Source organism: Sphingobium xenophagum NBRC 107872 (assembly GCF_000367345.1).
Classification (GTDB): domain Bacteria; phylum Pseudomonadota; class Alphaproteobacteria; order Sphingomonadales; family Sphingomonadaceae; genus Sphingobium; species Sphingobium xenophagum.
On record NZ_BARE01000013.1, the window covers coordinates 1 to 26941 of the forward strand.

The 26941-nt window shown below is 63.2% G+C and carries 25 protein-coding genes, 1 tRNA gene and 1 other RNA gene; 9 read left to right on the forward strand and 18 right to left on the reverse strand.

Going from position 1 to position 26941, the window contains the following annotated elements; all coding sequences use genetic code 11:
• From SX1_RS07735 to SX1_RS07770, 9 genes are all read right to left on the reverse strand, one after another.
• Positions 1 to 239: HU family DNA-binding protein (locus SX1_RS07735; RefSeq protein ID WP_019052522.1), on the reverse strand; the 239-nt coding region annotated here is incomplete at its 3' end.
• Between the two features lie 181 nt (positions 240 to 420).
• Entirely contained in the window at positions 421 to 2817 is a 2397-nt protein-coding gene (gene lon / locus SX1_RS07740) for an endopeptidase La (RefSeq protein ID WP_019052523.1), read from the reverse strand.
• Positions 2818 to 2971: 154 nt separating this feature from the next.
• Positions 2972 to 3295, reverse strand: a complete 324-nt coding sequence (locus SX1_RS07745) for a YbaB/EbfC family nucleoid-associated protein (protein ID WP_017184621.1) — start codon at positions 3293 to 3295, stop codon at positions 2972 to 2974.
• 3 nt (positions 3296 to 3298) lie between these two features.
• Positions 3299 to 4909: a DNA polymerase III subunit gamma/tau gene (locus tag SX1_RS07750; RefSeq protein WP_019052524.1), complete on the reverse strand. Its 1611-nt coding sequence runs from the start codon at positions 4907 to 4909 to the stop codon at positions 3299 to 3301.
• 51 nt (positions 4910 to 4960) lie between these two features.
• An RNA gene (gene ffs / locus SX1_RS23740) (signal recognition particle sRNA small type) lies at positions 4961 to 5058 on the reverse strand.
• Positions 5059 to 5183: 125 nt separating this feature from the next.
• Complete coding sequence (gene blaSGM / locus SX1_RS07755; protein ID WP_043145427.1) at positions 5184 to 6152, reverse strand: SGM family class A beta-lactamase; 969 nt, start codon at positions 6150 to 6152, stop codon at positions 5184 to 5186.
• 8 nt (positions 6153 to 6160) lie between these two features.
• Positions 6161 to 6496, reverse strand: coding sequence for a 2Fe-2S iron-sulfur cluster-binding protein (locus SX1_RS07760; RefSeq protein ID WP_026149576.1), 336 nt, complete (start codon positions 6494 to 6496; stop codon positions 6161 to 6163).
• A gap of 17 nt (positions 6497 to 6513) precedes the next feature.
• Complete coding sequence (locus SX1_RS07765; protein ID WP_019052527.1) at positions 6514 to 7632, reverse strand: cysteine desulfurase family protein; 1119 nt, start codon at positions 7630 to 7632, stop codon at positions 6514 to 6516.
• Positions 7599 to 8648 carry a cysteine desulfurase family protein gene (locus SX1_RS07770; protein ID WP_019052528.1) on the reverse strand — a complete coding sequence of 350 codons (1050 nt, stop codon included), beginning with the start codon at positions 8646 to 8648 and terminating at the stop codon, positions 7599 to 7601. The genes SX1_RS07765 and SX1_RS07770 overlap by 34 nt, the downstream gene beginning before the upstream one ends.
• 152 nt (positions 8649 to 8800) lie before the next feature.
• Between SX1_RS07770 and SX1_RS07780 the strand changes: the two genes are divergently transcribed.
• A complete protein-coding gene (locus tag SX1_RS07780; protein WP_017184627.1) occupies positions 8801 to 9457 on the forward strand; it encodes an alpha/beta hydrolase in 657 nt (218 codons plus the stop codon).
• A 180-nt stretch (positions 9458 to 9637) separates the two neighbouring features.
• On the opposite strand, the gene SX1_RS07785 is transcribed toward SX1_RS07780, so the two are convergent.
• Positions 9638 to 9829 carry a hypothetical protein gene (locus SX1_RS07785; RefSeq protein ID WP_017184628.1) on the reverse strand — a complete coding sequence of 64 codons (192 nt, stop codon included), beginning with the start codon at positions 9827 to 9829 and terminating at the stop codon, positions 9638 to 9640.
• 102 nt (positions 9830 to 9931) lie between these two features.
• Here SX1_RS07785 and rpiB point away from each other — a divergent pair, with 102 nt between their 5' ends.
• The 4 genes from rpiB (at position 9932) to SX1_RS07805 (ending at position 13460) form a co-directional block, all read left to right on the forward strand.
• Positions 9932 to 10369: a ribose 5-phosphate isomerase B gene (gene rpiB / locus SX1_RS07790; protein ID WP_019052529.1), complete on the forward strand. Its 438-nt coding sequence runs from the start codon at positions 9932 to 9934 to the stop codon at positions 10367 to 10369.
• 24 nt (positions 10370 to 10393) lie between these two features.
• Complete coding sequence (glyA, locus tag SX1_RS07795) at positions 10394 to 11695, forward strand: serine hydroxymethyltransferase (protein WP_019052530.1); 1302 nt, start codon at positions 10394 to 10396, stop codon at positions 11693 to 11695.
• A 129-nt stretch (positions 11696 to 11824) separates the two neighbouring features.
• Positions 11825 to 12283, forward strand: coding sequence for a transcriptional regulator NrdR (gene nrdR, locus SX1_RS07800; RefSeq protein WP_026002674.1), 459 nt, complete (start codon positions 11825 to 11827; stop codon positions 12281 to 12283).
• Between the two features lie 82 nt (positions 12284 to 12365).
• Positions 12366 to 13460, forward strand: coding sequence for a TrmJ/YjtD family RNA methyltransferase (locus SX1_RS07805; RefSeq protein ID WP_081609936.1), 1095 nt, complete (start codon positions 12366 to 12368; stop codon positions 13458 to 13460).
• Positions 13461 to 13496: 36 nt separating this feature from the next.
• Here SX1_RS07805 and SX1_RS07810 read toward each other — a convergent pair whose 3' ends face one another.
• On the reverse strand, positions 13497 to 13793 hold the full coding sequence (locus SX1_RS07810) for a chorismate mutase (protein ID WP_019052532.1): 297 nt from the start codon (positions 13791 to 13793) through the stop codon (positions 13497 to 13499).
• 214 nt (positions 13794 to 14007) lie between these two features.
• Between SX1_RS07810 and rpsD the strand changes: the two genes are divergently transcribed.
• The 4 genes from rpsD to SX1_RS07830 all read left to right on the forward strand — a co-directional run bounded on the left by rpsD (position 14008) and on the right by SX1_RS07830 (position 15603).
• The gene (rpsD, locus tag SX1_RS07815; RefSeq protein ID WP_017184634.1) at positions 14008 to 14622 is read left to right on the forward strand and encodes a 30S ribosomal protein S4; all 615 of its coding nucleotides are present in this window, start codon (positions 14008 to 14010) and stop codon (positions 14620 to 14622) included.
• 57 nt (positions 14623 to 14679) lie between these two features.
• Entirely contained in the window at positions 14680 to 14931 is a 252-nt protein-coding gene (locus SX1_RS07820) for a hypothetical protein (RefSeq protein ID WP_017184635.1), read from the forward strand.
• A 43-nt stretch (positions 14932 to 14974) separates the two neighbouring features.
• Positions 14975 to 15505 (forward strand): 2-amino-4-hydroxy-6-hydroxymethyldihydropteridine diphosphokinase, encoded by a 531-nt coding sequence (gene folK / locus SX1_RS07825; protein ID WP_019052534.1) that lies wholly within the window; start codon positions 14975 to 14977, stop codon positions 15503 to 15505.
• Between the two features lie 22 nt (positions 15506 to 15527).
• Positions 15528 to 15603, forward strand: a tRNA-Lys gene (locus SX1_RS07830).
• 2 nt (positions 15604 to 15605) lie between these two features.
• On the opposite strand, the gene SX1_RS07835 is transcribed toward SX1_RS07830, so the two are convergent.
• From SX1_RS07835 to SX1_RS07865, 7 genes are all read right to left on the reverse strand, one after another.
• Complete coding sequence (locus SX1_RS07835; RefSeq protein ID WP_019052535.1) at positions 15606 to 16166, reverse strand: PaaI family thioesterase; 561 nt, start codon at positions 16164 to 16166, stop codon at positions 15606 to 15608.
• Positions 16167 to 16281: 115 nt separating this feature from the next.
• Positions 16282 to 18168 (reverse strand): glycogen debranching protein GlgX, encoded by a 1887-nt coding sequence (gene glgX / locus SX1_RS07840; protein WP_019052536.1) that lies wholly within the window; start codon positions 18166 to 18168, stop codon positions 16282 to 16284.
• A complete protein-coding gene (gene glgA / locus SX1_RS07845; RefSeq protein WP_019052537.1) occupies positions 18165 to 19613 on the reverse strand; it encodes a glycogen synthase GlgA in 1449 nt (482 codons plus the stop codon). The genes glgX and glgA overlap by 4 nt, the downstream gene beginning before the upstream one ends.
• Positions 19614 to 19621: 8 nt before the next feature.
• The gene (gene glgC, locus SX1_RS07850; protein WP_026002676.1) at positions 19622 to 20884 is read right to left on the reverse strand and encodes a glucose-1-phosphate adenylyltransferase; all 1263 of its coding nucleotides are present in this window, start codon (positions 20882 to 20884) and stop codon (positions 19622 to 19624) included.
• A 56-nt stretch (positions 20885 to 20940) separates the two neighbouring features.
• Positions 20941 to 23100 carry a 1,4-alpha-glucan branching protein GlgB gene (glgB, locus tag SX1_RS07855; protein WP_026149577.1) on the reverse strand — a complete coding sequence of 720 codons (2160 nt, stop codon included), beginning with the start codon at positions 23098 to 23100 and terminating at the stop codon, positions 20941 to 20943.
• 20 nt (positions 23101 to 23120) lie between these two features.
• On the reverse strand, positions 23121 to 25589 hold the full coding sequence (locus SX1_RS07860) for a glycogen/starch/alpha-glucan phosphorylase (RefSeq protein WP_019052539.1): 2469 nt from the start codon (positions 25587 to 25589) through the stop codon (positions 23121 to 23123).
• Between the two features lie 85 nt (positions 25590 to 25674).
• Positions 25675 to 26883: a serine hydrolase domain-containing protein gene (locus SX1_RS07865; RefSeq protein ID WP_019052540.1), complete on the reverse strand. Its 1209-nt coding sequence runs from the start codon at positions 26881 to 26883 to the stop codon at positions 25675 to 25677.
• Between the last annotated feature and the right edge of the window lie 58 nt (positions 26884 to 26941).

Consider the following 26941-nt stretch of genomic DNA (forward strand, 5'->3'; position numbering starts at 1 on the left):
GCCAACTTGGGCTGGGCCGAAGCCTTGATCGTCATCGTCTCGCCGGTGCGCGGGTTGCGACCGGTCGACGCCTTGCGCTGCGAAACGGAAAATGTGCCAAAACCAACCAGGCGCACTTCGTCGCCCTTCTTCAACGCACCGGTGATGGCGTCGAATACACCTTCGACGGCCTTGCTGGCGTCGCTTTTGCTGAGACCGCTGCTGTCCGCGACAGCGCTGATAAGATCCTGCTTGTTCATGCCTTGGGAACCCCCTGTGCTATTTGGTTGTATAGGAATCGCGGCGTAGGCGGCGCAATAAGGCGCAGCTTCCAGCGCCTGTCAAAGAGAAAGCGACGAAGTCACCGGCTTCGATGCAAATTATCGCTCCCAGGCGTACAATCGATCGAAACCGGCGGATATGCGCCGCTTTTCCCTCCCATCAATGCCGCAGTGCAGCATCCCCATCCCGACTCGACCCGCTGCTTGGCTGCGCGGCAAGGTCATCCTCTTCGGTCCAGGCAATGGCTTCGGGCACCGAAACCAGCGCCCGCGAAAGCACTTCATCGACATGCGACACGGGCACGATTTCCAGCCCGTCACGGATGTTGGCCGGAATTTCCGCTAGGTCTTTCTCGTTTTCCTGCGGGATCAGCACCGTCTTGATGCCCCCGCGCAACGCCGCCAGCAGCTTCTCCTTCAGGCCGCCGATCGGCAGCACCCTGCCACGCAACGTCACCTCGCCGGTCATCGCCACGTCCTTGTGCACCGGGATGCCGGTCAGGGTGGACACGATGCAGGTGACCATGCCGATACCTGCCGAAGGCCCGTCCTTGGGCACCGCCCCTTCGGGCAGATGGATGTGGATGTCCTTGCGATTGAACAGGCTGGGCTTGATCCCATAGCCGGGCGACCGCGCGCGTACATAGGAGAAGGCCGCCTGGACCGATTCGTTCATCACCTCGCCCAGCTTGCCGGTGGTCTTGATCATGCCCTTGCCCGGCACGGTCACCGCCTCGATCGTCAGCAATTCGCCGCCAACCTCGGTCCAGGCCAGACCCGTCACCGCGCCGATCTGATGCTCGTCCTCACCCACGCCGTGGCGGAACTTACGCACCCCGGCATAGTCGGCCAGATTGTCGGGCGTAATTTCGACCTTCTCGTAGACGCCCTCCAATATCTTGCGCAGCGCCTTGCGGGCGAGACGCGCAATCTCGCGCTCCAGCGTGCGGACACCCGCTTCGCGCGTATAATAGCGAATGAGGTCGCGCACGGCCGCTTCTGTCACGACGAACTCGCCGTCCTTCAGGCCATGGGCATCGATTTGCTTGGCGATCAGATGGCGTTGCGCGATCTCGACCTTCTCATCCTCGGTATAGCCCTCCAGCCGGATGATCTCCATGCGGTCGAGCAAAGCTTGCGGCAAATTCAGCGAGTTGGCCGTCGTCACGAACATGATGTCTGAAAGATCGACGTCGATCTCCAGATAATGGTCCTGAAACTTGTTATTCTGTTCAGGGTCCAGCACTTCCAGCAGCGCCGACGCGGGATCACCCCGGAAATCCTGGCCCAGCTTGTCGATCTCGTCGAGCAGGAACAGCGGGTTCATCGTACCGGCCTTTTTCAGGTTGGTCACGATCTTGCCCGGCAGCGATCCGATATAGGTGCGGCGGTGGCCGCGAATTTCCGCCTCGTCGCGCACGCCGCCCAGCGACTGGCGCACGAATTCGCGCCCTGTCGCCTTGGCGATCGAACGGCCAAGCGATGTCTTGCCCACGCCCGGCGGGCCGACGAGGCACAGTATCGGCCCCTTCAGCTTGTTGGTGCGCGCCTGCACGGCCAGATATTCGATGATCCGGTCCTTGACCTTCTCCAGCGCGAAATGATCCTGGTCCAGGATATCCTGCGCCTTTTTCAGGTCATTCTTGACCTTGCCCTTCTTGCCCCAGGGCAGGCCCAGCAGCACGTCCAGATAGTTGCGCACGACCGTGGCTTCGGCCGACATGGGCTGCATGCCCTTCAGCTTTTTCAGCTCCGCCGTCGCCTTGGCGCGGGCTTCCTTGCTCAGCTTGGTCTTGGCGATCTTCTCGGTCAGTTCGGCAAGCTCGTCGCCTTCCTCACCATCGCCATTGCCCAGTTCGCGCTGGATCGCCTTCAACTGCTCGTTGAGATAATATTCGCGCTGGGTCTTTTCCATCTGGCGCTTCACGCGGCCACGTATCTTCTTTTCGACCTGCAGGACGCCCAGTTCGCCTTCCATGAAGGCAAATACCATCTCCAGCCGCTTGACCGGATCGGCCTCCACCAGCAACGACTGCTTGTCGGACACCTTGACGTTGATGTTGGCGGAAATCGCGTCCGCCAACCGCCCGGCATCCTCAATCTCGCGCAACTGCACCGGCGTTTCGGCAGGCAGCTTCTTGTTGAGCTTGGCGTAATTTTCAAACTGTTCGGCAACCGAGCGCATCAGCGCGGCCGCTTCCGGTCCCTCGGCCTCGATATCCTCTATCGTCTCGACATCTGAAACCAGATAGCCGTCCTTGCTCTCCATCGTCTGCAACCGGGCGCGATGCTTGCCCTCCACCAGCACGCGAACGGTGCCGTCAGGCAGCTTGAGCAGTTGCAGCACCATGGCGACGACGCCAGTGTCATAGAGGGAATCGCGGCCCGGATCATCCTCTGCCGGGTCAAGCTGCGACACCAGGAAGATTTCCTTGGAGCCTTCCATCGCCGCTTCCAGCGCGGCAACGCTCTTGTCGCGACCCACGAAGAGCGGGACGATCATCTGCGGAAAAACGACAATGTCACGCAGCGGCAGAAGGGGATATTGCACGGTCATTCACTCTCCGGGGCCAAAAGAAGCGGCCCTGTCCTACGGTTCACCGCCTTTATGGGGATGACCGTCGCACCAATCAATCGTCACATGTCATAATGCCGCAACGATGAACCGATGGTTATCGGAATTCGGCAGGGCAGACAGGCCCCTGATTCCATCAGAAAGGCAGCTTGAAGCCGGGGGGCAAAGGCAGGCCGGACGTCATCTTGCCCATCTCGGCATTGCTGACTTCATCCGCTTTCTTGCGCGCATCGTTGAACGCAGCGGTGATCAGATCCTCCAATATCTGCTTTTCGGACGGCGCGAGCAGCGTGTCGTCGATCGAAACGCCGATGATCCGGCCCTTGGCCGACGCCCGGACCTTGACCAGCCCGCCACCGGCCGCGCCTTCGACTTCCAGCTTGTCCAGATTATCCTGCGCGCGCTGCAATTCCTCCTGCACGCGGGTGGCCATGCCCAATATTTCGTTCAGATCCTTCATGCCTCATGCACTCCATTGTTCCGGCTGATCGGTTTCGACCAGCGCAGCATCGGGGAAAGCGGCCATTGCCGCCTTGACCACCGGAATTTCCAGAATTTCGGCGCGGGCGTCGGCCTTGGCCGCTTCCTCCCGTTCCAGCAAGGTCGGTTGCGCCGCCGCATCGCTCGCCGCCACGCGCCAGCCGATGCTCGTCATCTCCCGCAACGCCTGGGTCAGTCGCGCCGCGAAATCGGACGGCAATTGCGGCGTCGCGCGATAATCCAGTTCAGGCGGCGCATAACGGACCAACCCGACGCAGTCATGCAGTTCCTGCGCCAGTTGCCCCTTGCCCCTTTGCCACAGCGCCTCGATCAAATCCTCGAACGTCGCAGGCAGCTTCGCGGCAGGGCCAGCCGATGGCGCGGCGGCAACCGCGCCCGGCGTCGCGGCTGCGACAGGCCCGCCCTCGCGCAATAGCCGCGCCAGTTCGCCCGGATCGGGCATGGTCGCCGCGTGCATCACCCGCAACAGCGCCATTTCGCAGCTTTCGATCGGCAGGATCGCGCCCGCCACCTCGTCATGGCCTTTCAGCAGCAACTGCCACAAGCGATGCAGGGGCGCGAAGCCGAGGTGCGACGCCCAGTCGGCCAGCATCTCGCGCTCCTCAGCCGACTGGCCGGGGCTGGCAATGTCGCGCCCCGCCTTCACCAGCGTTACGGCATGCACCAGTTCCAGCAGCCCGCGCATCAGCGCCAGCGGCTCCACCCCCAGCGCATATTGATCGCGCACCCCGCCCAGCAAGGCGGCGGTGTCGCCCTCCAGCAACAGGCCCAGCAACCGGCGCACCGATCCGCGATCCGACAGGCCCAGCATGTCGCGCACCTGGGTCGCTGTGACCATCGGCTCGCCTTCGCCCATCTCGGCATGGGCAATCGCCTGGTCGAGTATCGACAGCCCGTCGCGGGCCGATCCTTCGGCCGCCTGCGCGATCAGCGACAGCGCATCCGCCTCCGCCGCGACGCCTTCAGCCTCCACCACATGCGCGAAATGCGCCGCCAGCAATTCAGCCGGAATCCGGCGCAGATCGAACCGCTGGCAGCGCGACAGCACCGTCACCGGCACCTTATTCACCTCGGTCGTGGCGAACAGGAATTTCACATGGGCAGGCGGCTCCTCCAGCGTTTTCAACAGCGCGTTGAACGCATTTTTGGAGAGCATGTGCACTTCGTCGATGATGTAGATCTTGTAGCGCGCCGATACGGCGGCATAGCGCACCGCCTCGATGATCTCGCGCACATCGTCGACGCCGGTATGGCTGGCTGCATCCATCTCGACCACGTCGATATGCCGCCCCTCGGCAATCGCGCGGCACGGCTCGCACACGCCGCACGGGTCGATCGTCGGCCCGCCCTGCCCGTCCTCGCCAATGCAGTTCAGGGCCTTGGCGATCAGCCGCGCGGTCGATGTCTTGCCGACCCCGCGCACCCCGGTCATCAGAAAGGCATGGGCCAGCCGTCCCCGCCTGATCGCATTGCCCAGCGTCTGGACCATCGCGTCCTGGCCGATCAACTCGCGAAAATTGCGCGGCCGATATTTGCGCGCAAGGACGCGATAGGGCTGGGGGGAATCGGACATGGGGCTTGTCTAGCCGTTCGGATGGCTATTGTCGAAGCTGGATGATGGCTGGAAGGTGGGAGCCGGAACGACCCGCGGCAAAATCACTGTGGCTGCTTCCGTCAGGACCTGACCAGGTTGGCGACGACCTCGTCCGCCCGACTCCCGGCGCGGCATATGGCGAAGAAGGATGGGGATGGCAAGGGGCCACACACCATGTCCGTTCGTGTCAAGCGAAGTCGAGACACAACAGCGCAACGGCTTCTCGACTTCGCTCGAAGCGAACGGACTGTGGTCAATCCAGCCCGCTCTTCTGCGCCTTGGCCAGAAAATCGAGCGCGGCCTGCGCCGCCTGCGCGATCGCGGCCTCCGCCGCCTTGGCATCCACGGTCGGTCGATCGAGATAGATGGCAAGGATATATTCCTCGCCCGACGGCGCCTTCACCAGCGCCACGTCATTATAGGCGGTGCCGCACGATCCGGTCTTGCTGCCCGACGTCCAGCCTTCGGGCAGCCCCGCCTTGATCCTGTTGTCGCCAGTGGTGCTGGCGTTGAGCCAGCCACGCAAGCGATCTGCGCTCTCGCCCTTCATGTCGCGGAACAACAACCGCCCCATCAATTCCGCCATGGCGGCGGGGGTGGTGGTGTCGCGCGGATCGTCCGGGGCATTTTCGTTCAATGCCGGTTCGTTGCGGTCCAGCCGGGTCACGCTGTCGCCATGGGCGCGCATGAAGGCGGTCAACCCCTGCGGCCCGCCCACCATCGGCAGCAGCAGGTTCGCCGCGCTGTTGTCGCTCACCTCGACCGCCGCCTGCGCCAGTTCGGCCATGCTCATCCGGCCGCGTTTCCTGTTCTTTTTCACCACCGGCGCATAATCAAGTATGTCGTCCTTGCCGAAGGGGATTTCCCCCTCCAGCCCGAATTTCCCGCCTTCCGCGCCGATCAGCACGGCAGCGGCCAGCGGCGCCTTGAAGGTCGAACAGAGCGCAAAGCGATCGTCCCGGTTGAACCCCAGGATCAAGGCGCCCTTGCTGTCGACCAGCGCAATGCCGAGCCGCCCGCCCGTTTCCTCTTCGATCGACCGGGGATTGCGCACCGACGCCAGCGCCGATTGCGGCACCAGATAGCGGGGTGGCGGCGGCAGCAGCGAATCGAGCCGCCCTGTTGGCACTGGCTCTGGCGCGGCCTTCTTCGGCGCGGCGGGCGCGGTTGTGGCCATGCACATAAGAGCGGCCAGCGCGGCGATGCGGAATGGTCGGCCCATGACGATGCTCACATGCCCTGCATGTTGTAGGATTCGGACGGGATACGGACGGTCAGGCTTTCCAGCCCTTCCGGCAGCACGATCTGGCAGGACAGGCGGCTGGTGCGCGTGGCGGATGCCGCCAGGTCCAGCATGTCCTCCTCATCCTCGCTCGCCCGGCTGAGTTGCGGAAAATCCGCCGCGTCGACGATGACATGGCAGGTGGAACACGCCATCTGCCCCTCGCACGTACCCTCCAGTGGCTGGCCCGCGGCCTGCGCTACATCCAGCAGGATCGACCCCGCCGGAGCATCGACTTCCTGCCGTCGCTCGCCATCGGCGCTGATGAAAATGATCCTGGTCATTGATGCGACGCTCCCTGTCACGGCGCCGCTTGTGCGGCTGCCGCCATGTTCAATGCTTCCGCAGCGCTCTCCAGTTCGGCCGGTGTCGTGTAGCGGCCAAAGCCGATCCGCACCGATCCACGCGCCTGTGCATCGGTCAAGCCCAGCGCGCGCAGCACATGGCTAGGACGCCCGGACCCGCTTGCGCAAGCGCTTCCCAACGAAAAAGCAACATTGCGGCAATATGACAACAACCGCGCGCCGTCGATCCCGTCCCTGCGCAGGTTGAGATTGCCGGGATAGCGCGCGTCCGCGCTGCCATTGAGCGTCCAGTCGGTAAACAGCCCGCGCGCCAGAGCGGCAAGCGCTTCGACATGCGCCCGGTCCGCCTCCGCCCGCTCCCGCATCAACCGCGCCGCCACCCCAAACCCCGCACACAGCGCAGGCGACAGCGTACCGGACCGCAATCCGCCCTCCTGCCCGCCGCCATGGATCAGTGGGACGGGCTTCACCCCGTCGCGCAGCCACAATGCGCCCACTCCCTTGGGACCATGAATCTTGTGCGCGCTGATCGCCACCATGTCGCATGTGTCGGGGATAGGCACCCGGCCATAGCCCTGCACCGCATCGCACAGGAACAGCGCGCCTGCCTCATGCGCAAGGTCGGCGAGCGCCGCGACCGGCTGGATCACGCCAATCTCGTTATTCACCAGCATCGCCGCCACCAGCGCGACACCCGGCCCGATCGCCTGCGCGGCGGCATCCATATCCACCAACCCATCGCGCCCAACCGGCAAAATAGTGACCGTCCGCCCCGCCCTGCCCAGTGCCTCCACCGTATCCAGCACGGCCGCATGTTCCGTCGCGATCGTCACAATGTCACCCGCTGGCGCACCCTGTATCGCGATATTGAGCGCCTCGGTCGCCCCGGACGTGAAGATCAGCCGTCCGCCGCCCGGCAGCAATCGACCTATCTCCTCCCGCGCCACCTCTACCTGCGCCGCCGCCGCCCGGCCCAGCCGGTGCGCGCTGTGCGGATTGGCGAACTGGTCACGCAGCAACGGCACCATCGCCTCGAACGCTTCGGGGGCCAGCGGCGTCGTCGCCTGATAATCCAGATAGATCATCGGCCTGCCCGCGCCGCCATGGCGGTCCATTGCCCCAGAAACCGATCGACATCGGCCTCATCCGTTTGCGGCCCGAAGCTGACCCGCACTACCTCGCCCGCCGCCGCCTCGTCCCAGCCCATGGCGTGCAACACATGGCTGGTCTTGAGCGACCCGGACGAGCAGGCGCTGCCCGCCGACACCGATATGCCCGCCAGATCGAACTGTATCAGTTGCGCCCGCGCCGACAGGCCCGGCATGCGGTAACTGGCTATGGCGGGAATGCGCGGCGCGGCGCGCGCGACCACCTGCCCGCCCGCGGCCTCGACACCCGCGTCCAGCCGTGCGCGCAGCCGCTTCGCATCGGGCAACCAGTCCGTGCGCGCCTCCAAGGCGGCTGCCATCGCCAATATGGCAGGCAAATTCTCCGTCCCCGCCCGATAGCCCTGCTCCTGCCCGCCCCCGGCGTGCAGCAGCCCCAGATCACGCACCAGCAAGGCGCCGATACCCGGCGGTCCGCCAAATTTATGCGCGCTGATCGCGATCATGTCCGCATTCGGCATTGGCAATTTTCCAGCACTCTGGGCGCAATCGGCAAACAATAACGCGCCGTCACGGTCCAGCGCTTCGAGCGGCTGTATCACCCCGGTTTCATTATTGACGTGCTGGATGGCGACAATAACCCCGTCATCCCCGCCTTCGGGAGAATGACGAAACCTACAAACGCACCCGTCCGCGTCCACAACCAGCCGCTCCGCGCCCGGCGTCACCCGCAATACCGAATCATGCTCGACCGGCGACGTCATCACCCGCGCCGCCTTTGCCCGCGTCAGCCCAATCGCAATCGCCTCGCTGGCCCCGGACGTAAAGATCACATGCCCCCGCCATCCCAGCGCCCCGGCGATCCGCGCGCGCGCCGTTTCCAGCGTCGCGCGCGCCGCGCGTCCGTCGGCATGGGGGCTGGACGGGTTGGCCCAGCGGTCCATCGCATCCACCATCGCCGCCTTGGCGGCGGGCAACATCGGCGTGGTCGCGGCATGGTCAAGATAGAGGCGTTGGGCAGCCACGATGCGATGCTACTCATTGATTGCGGAAATGGCGGCGGCTTCTATATAGGCGGTCTGCCGCGCAGCGCCAGCTTATGGCGTGGCGCGCGTCCTTTTGCCACCGACCGCCGGCCTGACAATGGTGTTCGGTGGCCATAACGATAACAGGTACCATGCCCGACGTAATCTTTACCGGACCCGAAGGTCGTCTCGAAGGCCGCTTCAGCCCCCCGCCCCGCCCGCGTGCGCCGGTCGCCATGATCCTGCATCCGCACCCTCAGGGCGGCGGCACGATGAACGACCGCATCACCCAGGCGCTCTACAAGACGTTCGTAAAGCGCGGCTTCGCCGTGCTGCGCTTCAACTTCCGCGGCGTGGGCCGCAGCCAGGGGACGTTCGACAACGGCATTGGCGAACTGTCCGACGCCGCAGCGGCACTCGACTGGGTGCAGAGCTTCCATCCCGAAGCGCAGACCACCTGGATCGCGGGCTTCTCCTTTGGCGCATGGATCGGGATGCAACTGCTGATGCGCCGCCCGGAAATTCGCGGCTTCATCTCGGTTGCGCCCCCCGCCAACATGTATGACTTCTCCTTCCTCGCCCCCTGCCCCTCATCGGGCATCATCGTGCAGGGAACCTCGGACGAAGTCGTGACCGCCAGCGCCGTGCAAAAGCTGGTCGACAAGCTGCGCACGCAAAAGGGCATCACCATCCACCACGACGAAATCCGTGGCGCGAACCATTTCTTCGAACATGAACTCGACCAGCTGATGAAGTCGGTCGACAATTATCTCGACATGCGCCTGTCCCCGGATTCGCCGATCCGCTGAGGATAGTGGGAGGCAAGGGGCTTCCCCTCCCTATGCCCGTTCGCCCTGAGCGAAGTCGAAGGGCTTGGCTGAGCGCAGTCGAAGCCACTTCGCTTCGCTCAATGCAGGGCTTCGACTTCGCTCAGCCCGAACGGTGTTAACACGGGCCGTTTGCCCCTTGCTCGGCCTTGCCCGTATGGCTCAGCGCTGCTCCAGCCCCGGCAGGTCCGGCCCGGGAATCGCCGTGATCGCCACATTGCCGAACATAACCAGCCCCGCGACGATCATCAGCGCGCCGCGCTTGCGATCGCGCAGCTTGACCATCACATACAGCCCGCCGCCTGTCAGCAGCAGCCCGGCCAGCATCAATATGGATAAAATCGTGCCTGTCATGGCCCTTCCCATAAGCGCGGCGGTCCAAGGTGGCAATTGCCGCCCTCACCCCCTATGAGGCGCGGGAACGAATCACCCCCGTGGTGAAGGGACACATTCCATATGAAAATCGCCATCGCATCCGATCATGCCGCCGTCGATCTGAAAGCGGAACTAGCCCAATGGCTGCGTGATGAAGGGCATGATGTCGCCGATCTGGGTCCGGCCACTGCCGACCGGGTCGATTATCCCGATTATGGTTACAAACTGGCGACAGCCATAGCGTCTGGCGACGCCGAACGCGGCATTGCGCTCTGCGGCTCCGGCATCGGCATCTCGATCGCGGTCAATCGCAACCCGGCCTGCCGCGCCGCGCTGGTCGGCGAACCGCTGTCCGCCGCACTGAGCCGCGAACATAATGACGCCAATGTCCTCGCCATGGGCGCGCGCCTGACCGGCGTGGACATGGCCAAGGCCTGCGTCACCGCTTTCCTCACCACCGAATTTGGCGGAGGCCGCCACACCGGCCGCGTCGAAAAACTGTCCCAACCCGCAATCTGACCCGCGCTCTGAAAGGAATTTTCGATGAGCATCGACACCCTCGCCCCCGCCATCCGCCAGGACGGCTTTTTCAGCGAAAGCCTTGCCAGCGCGGACCCGGAAATCTTCGGCGCGATCGGCAATGAGTTGAAGCGTCAGCAGGACAAGATCGAGCTGATCGCGTCGGAAAACATCGTGTCGAAGGCGGTGCTGGAAGCCGCTGGCTCCATCTTCACCAACAAATATGCCGAAGGCTATCCAGGCAAGCGCTATTATGGCGGCTGCGAATATGCCGATGTGGTCGAAACGCTGGCGATCGAGCGCGCCAAGCAATTGTTCGGCGCCAATTTCGCCAATGTGCAGCCCAATAGCGGCAGCCAGATGAATCAGGCCGTGTTCCTGGCGCTGCTCCAGCCGGGCGATACCTTCATGGGTCTCGACCTGTCGTCGGGTGGCCACCTGACCCATGGGTCGCCGGTGAATATGAGCGGCAAATGGTTCAACCCGGTTCCCTATGGCGTGCGCGCCGACGATCATCTGATCGATATGGACGAAGTCGCCCGCATCGCGCGCGAGTGCAAGCCAAAGCTCATCATCTGCGGCGGCACGGCCTATTCGCGCGTATGGGATTTCCCGCGCTTCCGCGAGATTGCCGACGAAGTGGGCGCCTATCTGCTCGCCGACATGTCGCATTTCTCCGGCCTGGTCGCGGGCGGCGCGCATCCCTCGCCCGTCCCTCATGCCCATGTCACCACCACCACGACCCACAAGTCGCTGCGTGGCCCGCGCTCCGGCATTGTCCTGTGCAATGACGAAGCGATCGCCAAGAAGATCAACAGCGCCATCTTCCCCGGCATGCAGGGCGGCCCGCTGATGCACATCATCGCGGCCAAGGCGGTCGCATTCAAGGAAGCGCTCAGCCCTGAATTCAAGGCCTATGCCCACCAGATCGTCGCCAATGCGCGGACGCTGGCCGCCACGCTGGCCGATGCTGGCCTGTCGATCGTATCGGGCGGCACCGACAATCATCTGATGCTGGTCGATCTGCGCGCCAAGAACACCACCGGCAAGGCCGCTGAAAAGGCGCTCGACCGCGCTTTCATCACCTGCAACAAGAATAACGTGCCGTTCGACACCGCCAGCCCGTTCGTGACGTCGGGCGTCCGCCTTGGCACCCCCGCCGGCACCACCCGCGGTTTTGGTGAAGCGGAATTCCGCGAGATCGGCGAACTGATCGCGCAGGTCGTCGAAGGTCTCAAGCGCAACGGCGACGAAGGCGACGGCCAGGCCGAAGCCCATGTGCGCGACAAGGTGCTGGCCCTGACAAGCCGCTTCCCGATTTATTGAGCAACGTGAAGCCCCTCTCCTTCAGGGGAGGGGTTGGGGTGGGGACTGTCCGGCTTAGGCAGCGTTAGGACAGGCCCACCCTCTGGCCCCCTCCCGCAAGCGAGAGGGGGAACTTGTGGGAGAATGTGAATGCGCTGCCCCTTTTGCGCCCATGAGGACAGTCAGGTGAAGGACAGTCGGCCGACGGAAGATGGCAATGCCATCCGCCGTCGCCGCCAGTGCGAAGCCTGCGGCGCGCGCTTCACCACCTTCGAACGCATCCAGTTGCGCGACATCTGGGTAGTCAAGAGCGAGGGCCGCAAGGAAGCCTTTGAGCGCGACAAGCTGACCCGTTCGATCGGCATCGCCTGCCGCAAGCGCCCGATCGACCCCAGCCGGATCGAAAAACTCATCTCAGGCATCCAGCGCCAGCTCGAAACCAGCGGTGACAGCGAAGTCTCTGCCCGCACGATCGGCGAACTGGTGATGGAAGGCCTCAAACGCCTCGACAGCGTCGCCTATATCCGCTTCGCCAGCGTCTATAAGGACTTCACCGACGCCAAGGATTTCGAGGAATTTGCGAGCACGGTGAAGGAAGTGGGGGGGTGAGTATGAGACGCGCAACCCCTCACCCGTTCGCCCTGAGCGAAGTCGAAGGGCTCGACCGAGCGCAGCGAGGTTCTGATAGGCAATGACTTTTCACGCCTATATGCTGCGCTGTTCAGACGGTTCTTATTATACTGGCCACACAGACAGTTTTGAGACCCGGATTGCCCAGCACCAGTCAGGCGCCATCAAAGGTTACACATTCGACCGTCGCCCTGTTGAACTTGTCTGGTGTGCCGAGTTTGGAACCCGCGCAGAAGCGCTTGCCAGTGAATTGCAAATAAAGGGCTGGTCTCGCAAGAAAAAGGAAGCCTTGATCGCGGAAAATTGGGATTCGTTGAAGAAGGCTTCTGTTTCCCGCACTTCGCCTTCGCTCAGTGACACCCTTCGACTTCGCTCAGGGCGAACGGAGGATAAGACTGATCCTTCTGACCAATCGGAACCCGTCATGTCCCCTCCCCCCGTCACCACCCCCCCCGTCATCGTCCTGGTCCGCCCCCAGCTTGGCGAAAATATCGGCAAGGCTGCGCGCGCCATGCTCAATTTCGGTCTTACCGAAATGCGGCTGGTCGCGCCGCGCGATGGCTGGCCCAATCCGGATGCCGGCCCTTCAGCCGCGGGCGCAGACTTCATTCTCGATCAGGCGCAGGTCTTTGAAACTCTTGCCGACGCCGTGTCCGATTGCGCCCATGTCTATGCGACCACCGTTCGCAAGCGTGGCGTGACCAAGCCGGTCGTCACGCCAGAGGAAGCCGCCCGCGAAATCCACGCCGCTCAGGGCCGCTGCGCCTATATTTTCGGGCCGGAGCGATCCGGTCTGGAAACCGAGGATGTGGCGCTTGCCCGCAAGATATTGACCGTGCCGATCAACCCGGAATTCGGTTCCCTGAACCTTGCCCAGGCGGTTATCCTCTGCGCCTATGAATGGTCGAAACAGGCCGATCTGTCGCAACCGACCGTCACCGACCTTGGCGAACCCGCGCCGCAGGTGGAGTTGGAAGGGATGATCGAGCAGCTCAACACGCTGCTGGAAAAGGTCGGCTATTTCTTCCCGCCCGATCGCGCGCCCGCAACCAAGCTGACGTTGCGCAACCTGCTGACCAAGCCGGGTTGGAACCATCTGGAGGTGCGGACGCTGCGTGGCGTCCTGTCCCACCTCAATCGCCCGCGCGAACGCTAAGGGTCTGACACCCCCTCCTGCGAACGGATCGGGATTCTATCCCCGCGTCCGGTCGAATTCGGCCATTTCATAGGCAATCGACGCTTCGACCAGCTGCTCCCAAAGATCGGCGACGATTGCCACCGGCACGCCCAGTTGCGCCGCCTGCGCGCAGGCCTGATCGATCACCTGACGCTTGCGCGCCTCGTCCCGCACGGCGCCGCGATCCGGCTTGATCCGGGCGGCGGCGCGCATATGGGCAAAGCGTTGGGCCAGCAACGCTACCAGATCGCGGTCAATCACATCGACGCCCGCCCGCACCTCTGCCATGCTGCTATAGTCATCAGGGTTCATGCCCCGCCAATTAGGCGCAGCCTGCGCCCCTGTCGAGGGTTGACATGCCGCCCCCTTGTGGCCATAGGCGCGCCTTCGCAATTGGCCTCGCATCCCGGTGAAGCGGCGGCCCTGCCCCTGAGCGTGCAAACGCAAAACGGACGTAGGCGATACCGGGAATGATGCTCACCCTTTCAGGGCGGGCTTAGTTGTTAGCATTTGTAAGGAATTATCTATGACGAAGCGCACAAGCGCCAAGTATAAACTCGACCGTCGCATGGGCGAGAATATCTGGGGCCGTCCCAAATCGCCTGTCAACAAGCGCGAATATGGTCCCGGTCAGCACGGCCAGCGCCGCAAGGGCAAGGTGTCCGACTATGGCATCCAGCTGCGCGCCAAGCAGAAGCTGAAGGGCTATTACGGCGACATCACCGAAAAGCAGTTCAAGAAGAACTATTTCGAAGCCAGCCGCATGAAGGGCGATACCGGCCAGAACCTCATCGGTCTGCTCGAACGCCGCCTGGACGCCGTCGTCTATCGCGCCAAGTTCGCGCCGACCATCTTCGCGTCGCGCCAGATCGTTTCGCACGGCCACATCTATGTGAACGGCGTGAAGTGCAACATTGCCTCGCGTCTGGTAAAGCCGGGCGACGAAATCACCCTGGGCAAGAAGGCGCAGGAAATGGCGCTGGTGATGGAAGCGCAGGCTCTGGCCGAACGCGACATCCCCGACTATGTCTCGCCCGATGGCGCTGCCAAGGTCACCTATGTCCGCGTTCCCACGCTGGACGAAGTGCCCTATCCGGTGAAGATGGAACCCAATCTGGTCGTCGAATTCTATTCGCGCTGATCGGCTTTCACCCAAGGCTTTACAAAAGGGCGGCCCCGCAAGGAGCCGCCCTTTTTCATGCACAAGGTTCCACCACAGACCATGACCGACACCGAAAGCGCGTCGCCGATCGGCAGGACGCAACGACGCCTGCTCAGGCGAATCTATAATGGCCGCACCGTGCCGATCATCGCCGATGGCAAGGATTTCCTGACCTACAAGGCCGCGATCAAATATCTGGAAGCGCTGGAGCCCGATGCGCGCGACGTTGTCTATGAAGAAATGAAGGCATCAGCGAAACATGGCAAAGCGCCACCCGCACAATCCTGAACGCGCCGCTTGCGCGCGCGCGCCACAGTTGTAAGCGCAGCCCATGGCGACCGCGATCCTCCATCTCTATGCCCTGGCGCTGGGATCGAACCGCGCCCTGTCCGCTCGCCTGACGCCGCGCAGGCTATTGGTCGAAGCGACTGCGCGAATCGCGCAGCACGGCCGGGTGATCGCAATTTCGCCGACGATCGAAACGCCGCCCATCGGTCCGTCCCGCCGCCGCTACGCCAACGCCGCGCTGCTGGTCCAAAGCCCGCTTGCCCCGCCCGCCATGCTGGCATGGCTCCAGTCGATCGAACAGGCGCTGGGCCGGCGCCGCTACCGCCGCTGGGGCGCGCGCAGCATCGACATCGACATCATCCTGTGGTCGGGCGGCGCATGGGACAGCCCTGCACTGACGATCCCCCATCCCGCCTTTGCCGCGCGCGATTTCGTTTTGACCCCGCTCTACAGCATCGCCCCCACCTGGCGCGATCCCCGCTCAGGGCTCAACGTCCGTCACCTCCGCACCCGCCTGCAAAAAGCCAGCCAAAGCATGCCACAAGAGGTTGACCATCCCCGCCGCCCCCTCTAGGGCGTCCGCACCTAAGCAGTTGGGGTCCATAGCTCAGTCGGTAGAGCAACTGACTTTTAATCAGTAGGTCGCTGGTTCGAACCCAGCTGGACTCACCACATCATTGCTGGCCGGGCAGCAGTTCCAGAAACAGCCCGTCGGCATCGGCGCACAGCCGCTCGCCATCCTTCAACTCCCCGCGTACGAACCGCTTTCTGCCTTCGATTGCATAAACGGTCGCGGTCACCGTCAATGGCCGGTTCATGGGTGTGATCGCGCGATAATTGATGTGCAGATAGGCAGTGCGCGCCACGCCACCCGGACCAGCATTGGCCGACATGCCCAGCAGTTCGTCGAACATGAGCGACACCGCGCCGCCATGAGCGGCCGCATTGCCCCCCAGAAAATAGTCGCCAAAGGTCACCTGCGCCCGAACAGACGTCTCATCCAGCTCTTCGATGTCGATGGCGGGACACATGACCTGACCATGGCCCGGCACATTGTCGACCCGCCCGAACATCCGATGTTCCTCGCTCGCCTTCAACGGTGCCAGTCGCCCGCGCCATTGCTGCAGCTCCGCTGCCAGCGCCTCGATCGTCGTTTCATCAAGCTTGGCAGCGGCGAGATCGTCCAGAAAATCGCGCAGCGTGTCGATCATCGCTGGATAGGCCGAACCCGGCATGGCCCCCCTGATCTTTCCGCGCCGATAGCCTCGAAATATGGGGGGCTGTTCTTCCGGCATCAGGTCAACTTTCTCTTGCTCGTTCCAATCCCGACCGTCGGGAGACTCACGCCCCTTAGCGGGGTAATGGATCGAGCAACAACAGGCTTCGGCTGGCAACAGTTACGCAACGATCATCGCCCAGGTGAAATTCGCAGGGCGCTGCGCTGCCATTCACGCACAATGTCCATCCCGATCGCAGGAAATGCAGCGCAACGCAGCTTCGCTCCGGCTGCTCCCATTGGGCAACGTCCATGGCGCGGCCGCTTTCGTCGGCCCATGCCACATCCTCCTCACGCAGCATGGCAATATCCTTAAAATCAGGACATCGTGCCCGCAGCGCTGCCAGGGTGAAGGCGTGGGCTTCAATCTCCCGGTCACGCCCGGTCCAGTCGATCCAGCCAATCGCATTATCCTGCGCATAGGCATTATTATTGCCCTGCTGGCTGCGGCCAAATTCATCGCCCGCGCTCAGCATGATCGCGCCACGCGAACAGAAGAGGGTGGAGAGCAGCGCCATCACGTCGCGCCGCCGGGCAGCCATGATGACGGGATCGTCGCTCACCCCCTCGACGCCATTGTTCCAGCTCAGATTTTCGCCATGGCCATCGCGATTCTCCTCGCCATTGGCGTGATTATGCCGCTGCTCATAGGCGGTGAGGTCCGCCAGCGTGAAACCATCATGGGCGGCCAGAAAATTGACGGTCCGGGTAGCATCCCCGCCGAATATGTCGGACGATCCCGTCAGGCGCGTGGCAAATCCACCCAGCATCCCGGCGTCCCCCCGCCAGAAGCGCCGCATGTCGTCGCGATAGCGGTCGTTCCACTCCAGCCACCCCTGCCCGAACCGGCCCAGTTGATAACCGCCCGGTCCAATATCCCATGGCTCCGCGATCATCACCCGGTCGGCCAGCACCGGGTCGGCCCGCATCTCCTCCAGCAACGGCGCATGGGGATCGAACCCGTCCGTCATCCGCCCCAGCGCTGGCCCCAGATCGAAACGGAAGCCATCCACCCCCGCCTGCGTCACGAAATGGCGGAGTGAATCCAGGATCAGGCGGCGCACCATCGGCTGATTGCACGCGATGCTGTTGCCGGTCCCGGTATCGTTGATCAGTTCCCCACTCTTGGCATGGCGGAAATAGTCGCGGGCATTGAGGCCACGCAGCGACAGCGTCGGTCCCCGCATGTCGCTCTCGCCATTATGATTATAGACCATGTCCAGGATCACGCCGATCCCTGCGTCCTGCAAAGCCGCAACCGTGGCGCGCAGTTCCGCCATGCCGCCCGGCGCAAGACGCGGGTCGATCGCAAACCAGCTGACCGGATTATAGCCCCAATAGTTGGTCAGGCCGATCGGCCCCAGATGCCGCTCGTCGATCCAGGCGTTGATCGGCATCAGCTCCACGGCGGACACATGCAACTGCTTCAAATGCGCGATGATCGCCGGATGGGCCAGCGCGGCGACGGTCCCGCGCAGCGCCTCCGGCACATCGGGATGCAGCATCGTAAAGCCGCGCACATGCAGTTCGTAGATCAGGCCGCCCGGCGCAAAATGCGGCGGCCTGGCGGGGACAGGCATCGACGGCGCAACCACCACCCCCTTCGGGCAAAGCAGCGCCGTGTCCTCGCCCTCCCCCCGCTTGGCCGTCAGCGCCGGGTCATAGACGAAGGCCCGGTCGACTGCCGGAGCATAGGGATCGAGCAGCAGCTTGTCGGGATCGAACCACAGCCCCGCCGCCGGATCATAAGGGCCATCCGCGCGCACGCCGTACCGCGCGCCCGCCCCGACACCGGACAGCTCGACATGCCACACGCCATCGACGTCGCGCAGCATCGGCACGCGCCGCTCCCGATCCGCGTCATCGAACAGGCACAGCCATAGCTGTTCGGCCTCCGGCGCCCAGATCGAAAAGCGGGTGGCGGTGGCGCCGGTGACCGGCGCACATCCGCCCCCGCTCACGCCACCTCCGCCAGCAACGCCCGGTACAGCGCCGCATAGCGCGCCGCGCTATGATCCCACGACACTTCGCTGCGCATCCCCGCCCGCTGCATCGCCTGCCAGACCGGCCGTTGCCCATGCAATCGCACCGCCCTGCCGATCGCACCATGCAAGGCCAGCGGATCGGACGGGGCAAAGACGATGCCTGTCGCCGCCCCTGCCGCCAGCGCCGCCTCATTGGCGTCGATCACCGTATCGGCCAGCCCGCCGACCCGCGCCACCACCGGCACGCAGCCATAGCGCAGCGCATAAAGCTGGGTCAGTCCGCACGGCTCGAACCGCGACGGGATCAATATGGCGTCTCCCCCCGCCTGCATCAGGTGCGACAGCGGCTCATCATAGCCGATCTGCACGCCGATCCGTCCGCGATGCCGGTCCGCCGCGCCCAGAAATGCACCCTCCAGCGGATGGTCGCCCGATCCCAGCACGGCGAGCTTCGCGCCCAGCCCGACCAGATGATCGATCGCGTCCACCAGCAGGTCCATCCCCTTCTGCCAGGTCAACCGGCTGACGATGATGAAGATGGGCGCGCCGTCATGATCCAGGCCAAATCGGCTTTCCAGCGCCCGCCGGTTGGCCATCCGCCCGCCAAGCGACCGTGCGGAATAAGCCTTTGAAATCAAGTCATCATTTGCCGGATTCCAGATGTCGGTATCGACCCCGTTCAATATGCCATGCAGGCGGTCCACCCGCCCGTTGATCAGGCCGTCCAGCCCCATGCCGTGGACCGGCGAGCGAATTTCCTCCGCATATGTCGGGCTGACTGTCGTAATCGCATCCGCCGATACCAGCCCCGCCTTCAAATAACCGATGCCGCCATAATATTCGACGCCATCCACCCCCCACGCCTCCTGCGGCAGGCCCAGCGCGGCAAAGATGTCCGCACCGAACCGCCCCTGAAACGCCAGATTGTGGATCGTCACCACCTTGGGCACGCCATGGGCCGGGCCAAAGCGCATATAGGCCGCGGTCATCGCCGCCTGCCAGTCATGGACATGGACGACATCGGGCCGCCAGCCCTTCAGTCCCTCCGCTGCAATATCCGCCCCCACCCGCGACAGGGCCGCAAAACGCCGCCAGTTGTCAGGCCACTCATTGCCCGCAGGATCGCCATAGGGACCGCCTTCGCGCGCATAGAAATCGGTCGCATCCAGTACCAGCAGGTCCAGTCCGTCGACGCTCGCCGCCAGCACCGTCGCGGGAACGCCGAACAGCGCCTCATAACGACGCACCACCTTCGCCTTGCCCACACGCGCAATCACGCCGGGATAACCCGGCACCAACGTGCGCACCAGCACATCCTGCGCCGCCAGCGCCCCCGGCAGCGCACCTGCGACGTCGGCCAGACCGCCCGTCTTGACCAGCGGATAGATTTCGGACGCAATCGACAGCAATTTCATCGCCATGCGACCGCTCAAGCCACCAGCCGCTCGATCATCGGCTGCGTGACCAGACATATGCCGCTGTCGGTCCGGCGGAAGCGTTGCGCATCCTCCTCCGGATGTTCGCCGATGATCAGGCCGGGCGGGATGATGATGCCGGAATCGAGCACGCATTTGTGCAACCGCGCCCCGCGCCCGATCTCGCAATTGGGCATGATCACGCTGTCGGTGACCGACGAAAAGCTATGCGTCTTGACCCCGGAAAACAGCAGGCTGCGATGCAGCGATGAACCCGACACGATGCAACCGCCCGCCACCAGCGACGATGTCGCGGACCCGCGCCGTCCATCCTCATTGTGCACGAACTTGGCGGGCGGAGTGACTTCGGAATAGGTCCATAGCGGCCAGCTGCGGTCATATAGATCCAGCGAGGGTACCACGTCGGTCAGGTCGATGCTCGCCTGCCAATAGGCATCGATCGTCCCCACGTCGCGCCAATAGGGAACCAGCTCGCTTTCGGCACGCACGCAACTGCTCGAAAAACGGTGCGCCACCGCTTTGCCATGCTTGACGATATGGGGGATGATGTCGCCGCCAAAGTCGCGCTTGCTTGCCGGATCGTCCGCATCGCGGCGCAATTGCTCGATCAGGAACCGGGTCTGGAAAACATAGATACCCATCGACGCCAGGGCCATGTCGGGCTGGCCGGGAATGGCAGGCGGGTCTTTCGGCTTTTCGACGAAGGCAGTGATCCAGTCCTTTTCATCGACATGCATCACGCCAAAGCCGGACGCCTCGCTACGCGGCACTTCCATGCAGCCGACCGTCACATCCGCGCCGCTATCGACATGCTGCTGGAGCATTAGCTCATAGTCCATTTTATAGACATGATCGCCCGCCAGCAGCACCATATATTCGGGCGCATAACTTTCGATGATGTCGATATTCTGGAACACGGCGTCGGCGGTCCCTTCATACCATTGGCTTTCCGACACGCGCTGGCTGGCGGGCAGAATATCGAAGCTCTCATTGCGTTCGGGACGAAAGAAGTTCCAGCCGCGCTGCAAATGGCGGATCAACGAATGCGCCTTATACTGCGTCGCCACGCCGATGCGGCGAATACCGCTGTTAAGCGCATTGGACAGGGCAAAATCGATGATCCGCGCCTTGCCGCCAAAATGGACGGCAGGCTTGGCGCGCTTGTCGGTCAGTTCCGCCAGGCGACTGCCGCGCCCTCCCGCCAGCACATAGGCCATGGCGTCACGGGCGATCGGCTGGTTTCGTGGTTGCTGCATTTCGGGCCTCTCCTCGCATTGCCCCGTCCGTCGCCTGCACGCGCCCGTCGGCTTCCTTAAATATCCAGTTCCAGCATCAACGTCGCGAAGGGGGGAATGGTTACATTGGCCCATCCCTCCTCATCCGCCGTCACCATGCCCATATTTCCTGCATTGCTGCCGCCATAACTGGCCGCGTCGCTGTTCAATATTTCGCGCCACGTTCCGCCCGATGGCAAACGCATCCGGTAACCATGCCGCAGCAATGGCGTAAAATGGCTGATGACGACGATCGGACGCGCGCCGGGCGCCCGCCGCACCCAGGCAAAGACGGAGTCGGCGGCGGCATCCACCAGCACCCATTCGAACCCCTCCGGCTCGCAATCGCGCGCATGCAGCGCCGGACGGGAGCGATAGAGATGGTTGAGATCGCTCACCCATTGCTGCACCCCCTGGTGGGGGGCATGATCCACCAGATGCCAGTCGAGCGCCCGTTCCTCGCTCCACTCCCCGCGCTGGGCGAACTCCTGACCCATGAACAGCAGCTTCTTGCCCGGATACCCCCACATCAGGCCATAATAGGCCCGTAGCGTGGCGAATTTCTGCCAGTCATCGCCCGGCATCTTGTGCAGCAACGACGCCTTGCCATGCACCACCTCGTCATGGCTCAGCGCCAGCACGAAATTCTCGGTAAAGGCGTAGAGCAGGCCAAAGGTGATGTCGTCATGATGATGGCAGCGATGCACCGGATCGCGCTGCAAATAGCGCAGCGTGTCGTGCATGAACCCCATATTCCATTTGAAGCCAAAACCCAGGCCACCGCTATGCACCGGGCGCGACACGTCGGGCCAGCTGGTCGATTCCTCCGCGATCGTCATCACCCCGCCATGGGTGCCGTAGAGGACGGTGTTGAGTTGCTGGAGGAAGGCCACAGCCTCCACATTCTCCCGCCCGCCATGATCGTTGGGCACCCACTCGCCGGGCGCCCGCGAATAATCGAGATAGAGCATGGAAGCGACGGCATCGACGCGCAGCCCGTCGACATGATAGCGCTCGGCCCAGAACAGCGCGTTATTGACCAGATATTGCGATACCTCGCGCCGCCCGAAATTATAGATGGCGGTGTTCCAGTCGGGGTGGAATCCCTTGCGCGGATCGGCATGTTCATACAGCGCCGTGCCGTCGAAATAGGCCAGCCCATGTTCGTCGGTCGGGAAATGCGCCGGCACCCAATCCAGAATAACGCCGATCCCGGCCTGGTGCGCCCCGTCGACAAAACGCGCAAAGCCCGCCGGATCGCCAAAGCGCGCGGTCGGCGCATAGAGACCCAGCGTCTGGTATCCCCAACTGGGATCATAGGGATATTCGCTGATCGGCAGAAATTCGATATGGGTAAAGCCCATGCCGACGACATAGGGGATCAACCGCCGCGCCAGTTCATCCCAGCTCAGAAAATCGCCGGACTCGTCCCGCTGCCATGACCCGGCATGGACTTCATAGATCGACACCGGCTCACGCCGTGCATCAGCATGCCGCCAATGGTCCTTATGCCGTTCGTCGCCCCATTCATGGTCAAGCGGCGCGGCGACGATCGACGCGTTCGACGGGCGCAGTTCGGACTGAAAGGCAAAGGGGTCGGCCTTGAGCGGCAGGATGACGCCATCCGCGCCCATAATCTCATATTTATACGCGCTGCCCGGTCCGACATCGGGCAGGAAAATCTCCCACACGCCAGCATCCGCCCGGTGCCGCATCGGCGCGCGGCGGCCATCCCAGCGATTGAAGTCGCCCACCACCGACACGCGCTTTGCATTGGGCGCCCACACGGCAAAATGCGTGCCGGTCACCCCGTCATGGGTCATTGCATGCGCGCCCAGCTTGTCGAACAGGCGTCCGTGCGACCCTTGCGCGAAATAATAATCATCCATCGGCCCCAGGACCGGGCCGAAGCCATAGGGATCGATCATGACATGGTCGCCGCCATCGCCATAATGGGCGACGTAACGCAACGGCTGGCGCTTGCGGATCTTCACCTTGCCGAAAAACAGCCCGCCCGGGTGGATCGCCGCCAGTTCGCCGACCGGCTTGCCATCCAGCGTCTGGGCGCTGACGCCGACCGCTTCGGGCAACAGCACACAGGCGGTAAAGCCGCTTTCAGCCGGATGCACGCCAAGCGTGGCAAAGGGGTCGTCCTCGCGACCTTGTATCAGCCGGTCAATCTGTTCCGGCGTCAACACCGCTTATCCTCGCATTCCGCTCATGGCTTTATCTTCCAGATGTCGGTCGCATATTCGCGGATGGTCCGGTCCGACGAGAACCAGCCCATCCGGGCAACATTATGTATCGCCTTCTTCGCCCACAAAGCGCCATCCGTCCAGAGCGCATCGACATTGCGCTGCGCGGCGGAATAGCTGTCGAAATCCGCGGCCAGCATGAACCAGTCATGGTCATAGATGCCCTGGATCAGCCCCTTGTAACGATCGGGGTCGTCGGGCGAGAATACGCCGCTGGCAATCGCGTTTAACGCTTGGGACAATTCGCGGCTCTGGTCGATCACCTCACGCGGATTATAGCCATTGGCACGGCGCTCGTTCACCTCCTGCGCGGTCAGGCCGAAGATGATGATATTGTCCTCACCCACATGATCGCGCATTTCGACATTGGCGCCATCCAGCGTGCCGATGGTCAGCGCGCCATTGACCGCGAACTTCATATTGCCGGTGCCCGACGCCTCCATCCCTGCAGTCGAAATCTGTTCGGACAGGTCAGCCGCCGGAATCATGACTTCGGCCAGCGACACGTTATAATTGGGCACGAACTGCAATTTGAGCAGCCCCTGCACCGCCGGATCATGATTGACCGCGCGCGCCACGTCGCCCGCCAGCTTGATGATCAGCTTGGCATTATGATAGCTTGATGCCGCCTTGCCGCCGAACAATTTGACGCGCGGCACCCAGTTCTTTTCCGGGTGCGACCGGATCTGGTCATAGAGCGACACGGCCTCGACGATGTTGAGCAATTGCCGTTTATATTCGTGGATGCGCTTGATCTGGATGTCGAACATCGCGCCCGGATCGATCCGGGCATTCACCTTCTGGCGCAATATATTGGACAGAGCTTCCTTGTTGGCCCGCTTCACGCCCAGGAATTTTTCCTGAAAGGCGCTGTCGTCGACAAAGGGATCAAGGTCGCGCAGCGCTTCGGGATCGTCCATGAAACGGTCGCCAATCGCCTCGCGGATCAGCGCGAACAGCCCCGGATTGCACTGCATCAGCCAGCGGCGGAAGGTGACACCATTGGTCTTGTTGTTGATCCGCGTCGGATAGAGATTGTGCAGATCGGCAAAGACCGTGACCTTCATCAGATCGGTATGCAGCGCCGACACGCCATTGACGCTGTGCGATCCGGCAAAGGCCAGATTGCCCATCCGCACCCGCCGGTCGCCGCCCTCGTCGATCAGGGAGATTGCGCCAATCCCATGGTCGTCAAACTGACCGGATTTGCGCGCTTCGGCCAGCAGGCGGCTGTTGACGGCATAGACGATCTGCATGTGCCGGGGCAGCAATCGCTCGAACAGCGGCACCGGCCAGCTTTCCAGCGCTTCGGGCAGCAGCGTATGGTTGGTGTAGCTGAAGGTGCGCCGGGTGATGTCCCACGCCTCGCCGAAATCCAGCCCATGATCGTCGAGCAATATCCGCATCAGCTCCGCCACCGCAACCGCCGGATGGGTGTCGTTAAGCTGGATCGCGGCCTTGTCCGGCAGGGTCAGGATGCTGCCGAAATATTGCAGATGCCGCCGCACAATGTCCTGCAGTGACGCGGACGAGAAGAAATATTCCTGCCGCAGCCGCAATTCCTGCCCCGCGGCTGAACTGTCGGCGGGATAGAGAACACGGGTCAGCGCCTCGGCACGATTGCTCTCGGCCAGCGCGCCCAGATGGTCGCCCGCATTGAATTTTTCGAGCAGGATCGGATCGATCGGCTGCGCCTGCCACAGCCGCAGCGTATTGACTCGCTTGCCGCGCCAGCCGGCGATCGGCGTATCATAGGGCGTCGCGATCACCCGTTCGGACGGATGCCAGTGCATCTGATGCGGTCCGGCATCCTCGCTCTCGACCGGATCGACCCGCCCGCCAAAGCCGATCTCGTAACTGGCCTCGCGCCGCTCAAACTCCCACGGATTGCCGTGCGCCAGCCAGGTTTCGGGCAGTTCCACCTGCCAGCCGTCGGAAATTTCCTGCCGGAACATGCCGTTCACATAGCGGATGCCATAGCCATAGGCCGGCACGTCCGTCGTCGCCATGCTCTCCATGAAGCAGGCGGCCAGACGGCCAAGCCCGCCATTGCCCAGCGCCGCGTCTGGCTCCAGCGCGGCGATAATGTCTATATCGACGCCCAGCGAGGCAAGCGCAGCCTGCATGTCGTCCAGCATTTCCATATTGGACGCGGCATCGCGCATCAGGCGGCCGATCAGAAATTCCAGCGACAGATAATAGACCCGCCGCCCTTCTTCCTCATAGGTTTTCTGGGTCGACGTGATCCAGGCGTCGATCACCCGGTCGCGGATCGAGAGGATGACGGCGTGCAGCCAGTCGTGCGGCTTGGCGGCGGCGGCATTCTTGCCGATGCGATAGGTGAGCCGCTCGACAATCTCATGGGCCAGGACCTGGGGATCGACCCGGCGCGGTTCGGGGATAGGAAGTTTGGTCTGGCCCTTGAGGTTCATGCGGCTGGTCCCCCTATATTGTCGGGGCGATGATGGCACAGCGTCGCGCCCCAAGCCAAAGGGTTTTTGCGGCGCAGCAAAAAAATCAATGCGCCTGACCGCCCCGATGATCGACGATCGAAGCCCGGACACCAGCGCGCAGGTCGGCCCGCACCGGATAGGCGCTGGACGGGAGCAACTGGGTCATGAAAATGCCGATCAGTCGCTCGATCGGGTCGATCCAGAAAAAGGTCGAAAACACCCCGCCCCAATAATATTCCTGGCTTTTGAGATCCATTGCAAAGCCGAGGCCAAAGCCGACGCCATTATAGTCGGCCTCACTGAACATGCCGGTCGAATAGCGGGCCAGGTCGCTGCCACCCGGCAACTGATTGTCCCGCATCATCGCCACGGTTTCGGGCCGCAACAGCCGCGCGCCATCCAATTCTCCGCCGCGCAGCAACATGCGCGCAAAGCGATGATAATCCGAAACGCCCAATACCAGCCCGCCGCCGCCGGACAGGAAGCGGCCCTGCCGCCGCCATCCGCTACGCGCGCCCAGGTCGGCGATGACGCGTTCGCCATCCTCGTTCAGCCGCCAGGCATCGGTCATTCGCTCCACCTGATCGTCACGCAGGACGAAGCCGGTGTCGATCATGCCCAGCGGATCGAATATGCGGGTACGGAAAAACGCATCCAAATCCATGCCGCTCAGCCGTTCAACCACCACGCCCAGCACATCGGTCGACACGGAGTAGATCCACCGCTCACCGGGAGAATATTCCAGCGGCAGCCGGGCAAGATCGACAATGAATTCGTCTGACGTGCGTTTCTGCTGAAATTCGTCCAGCCCCAGTTGCCGGTATCGCGCGTCGATCGGCGTCTGGCGTTGCAGCCCATATGTCAGCCCCGACATGTGCCGCAGCAGGTCGATCATCCGCATCAGCTGCTTGGGCCGCGCGCGATTGCCCCGTCCGACGCGCAGGTTGGCGAATTCGGGGATGACGTCTGCCACCGGCGTATCCAGCGCGACCTTGCCCGCCTCCACCAGCATCATGAAGGCGACCGACGTGATCGGCTTGGTCATCGACGCAATGCGGAACAAGGCATCGTCCCGCAGCGGCTCGCCTGTCGCCCGCGCCGCGCCGCGCGCCACCGCCAACACGGGTTGTTCATCGCGCGAAATCAGCAATTGCATGTGCGCCAGCTTGCCCGACGCCAGATAGGTCGTGTCGAGATGGTCGATCAGCGCACCGAGCCGGTCGGGGTCCATCCCCGCCGCCTGCGCCGCCGCCTTATCCACGCCATCTGTCATGCCCAACGCTGCTCCCTACAAGGATTAAGAGATTTGAACCCATCCTCCCCTGCAAGGG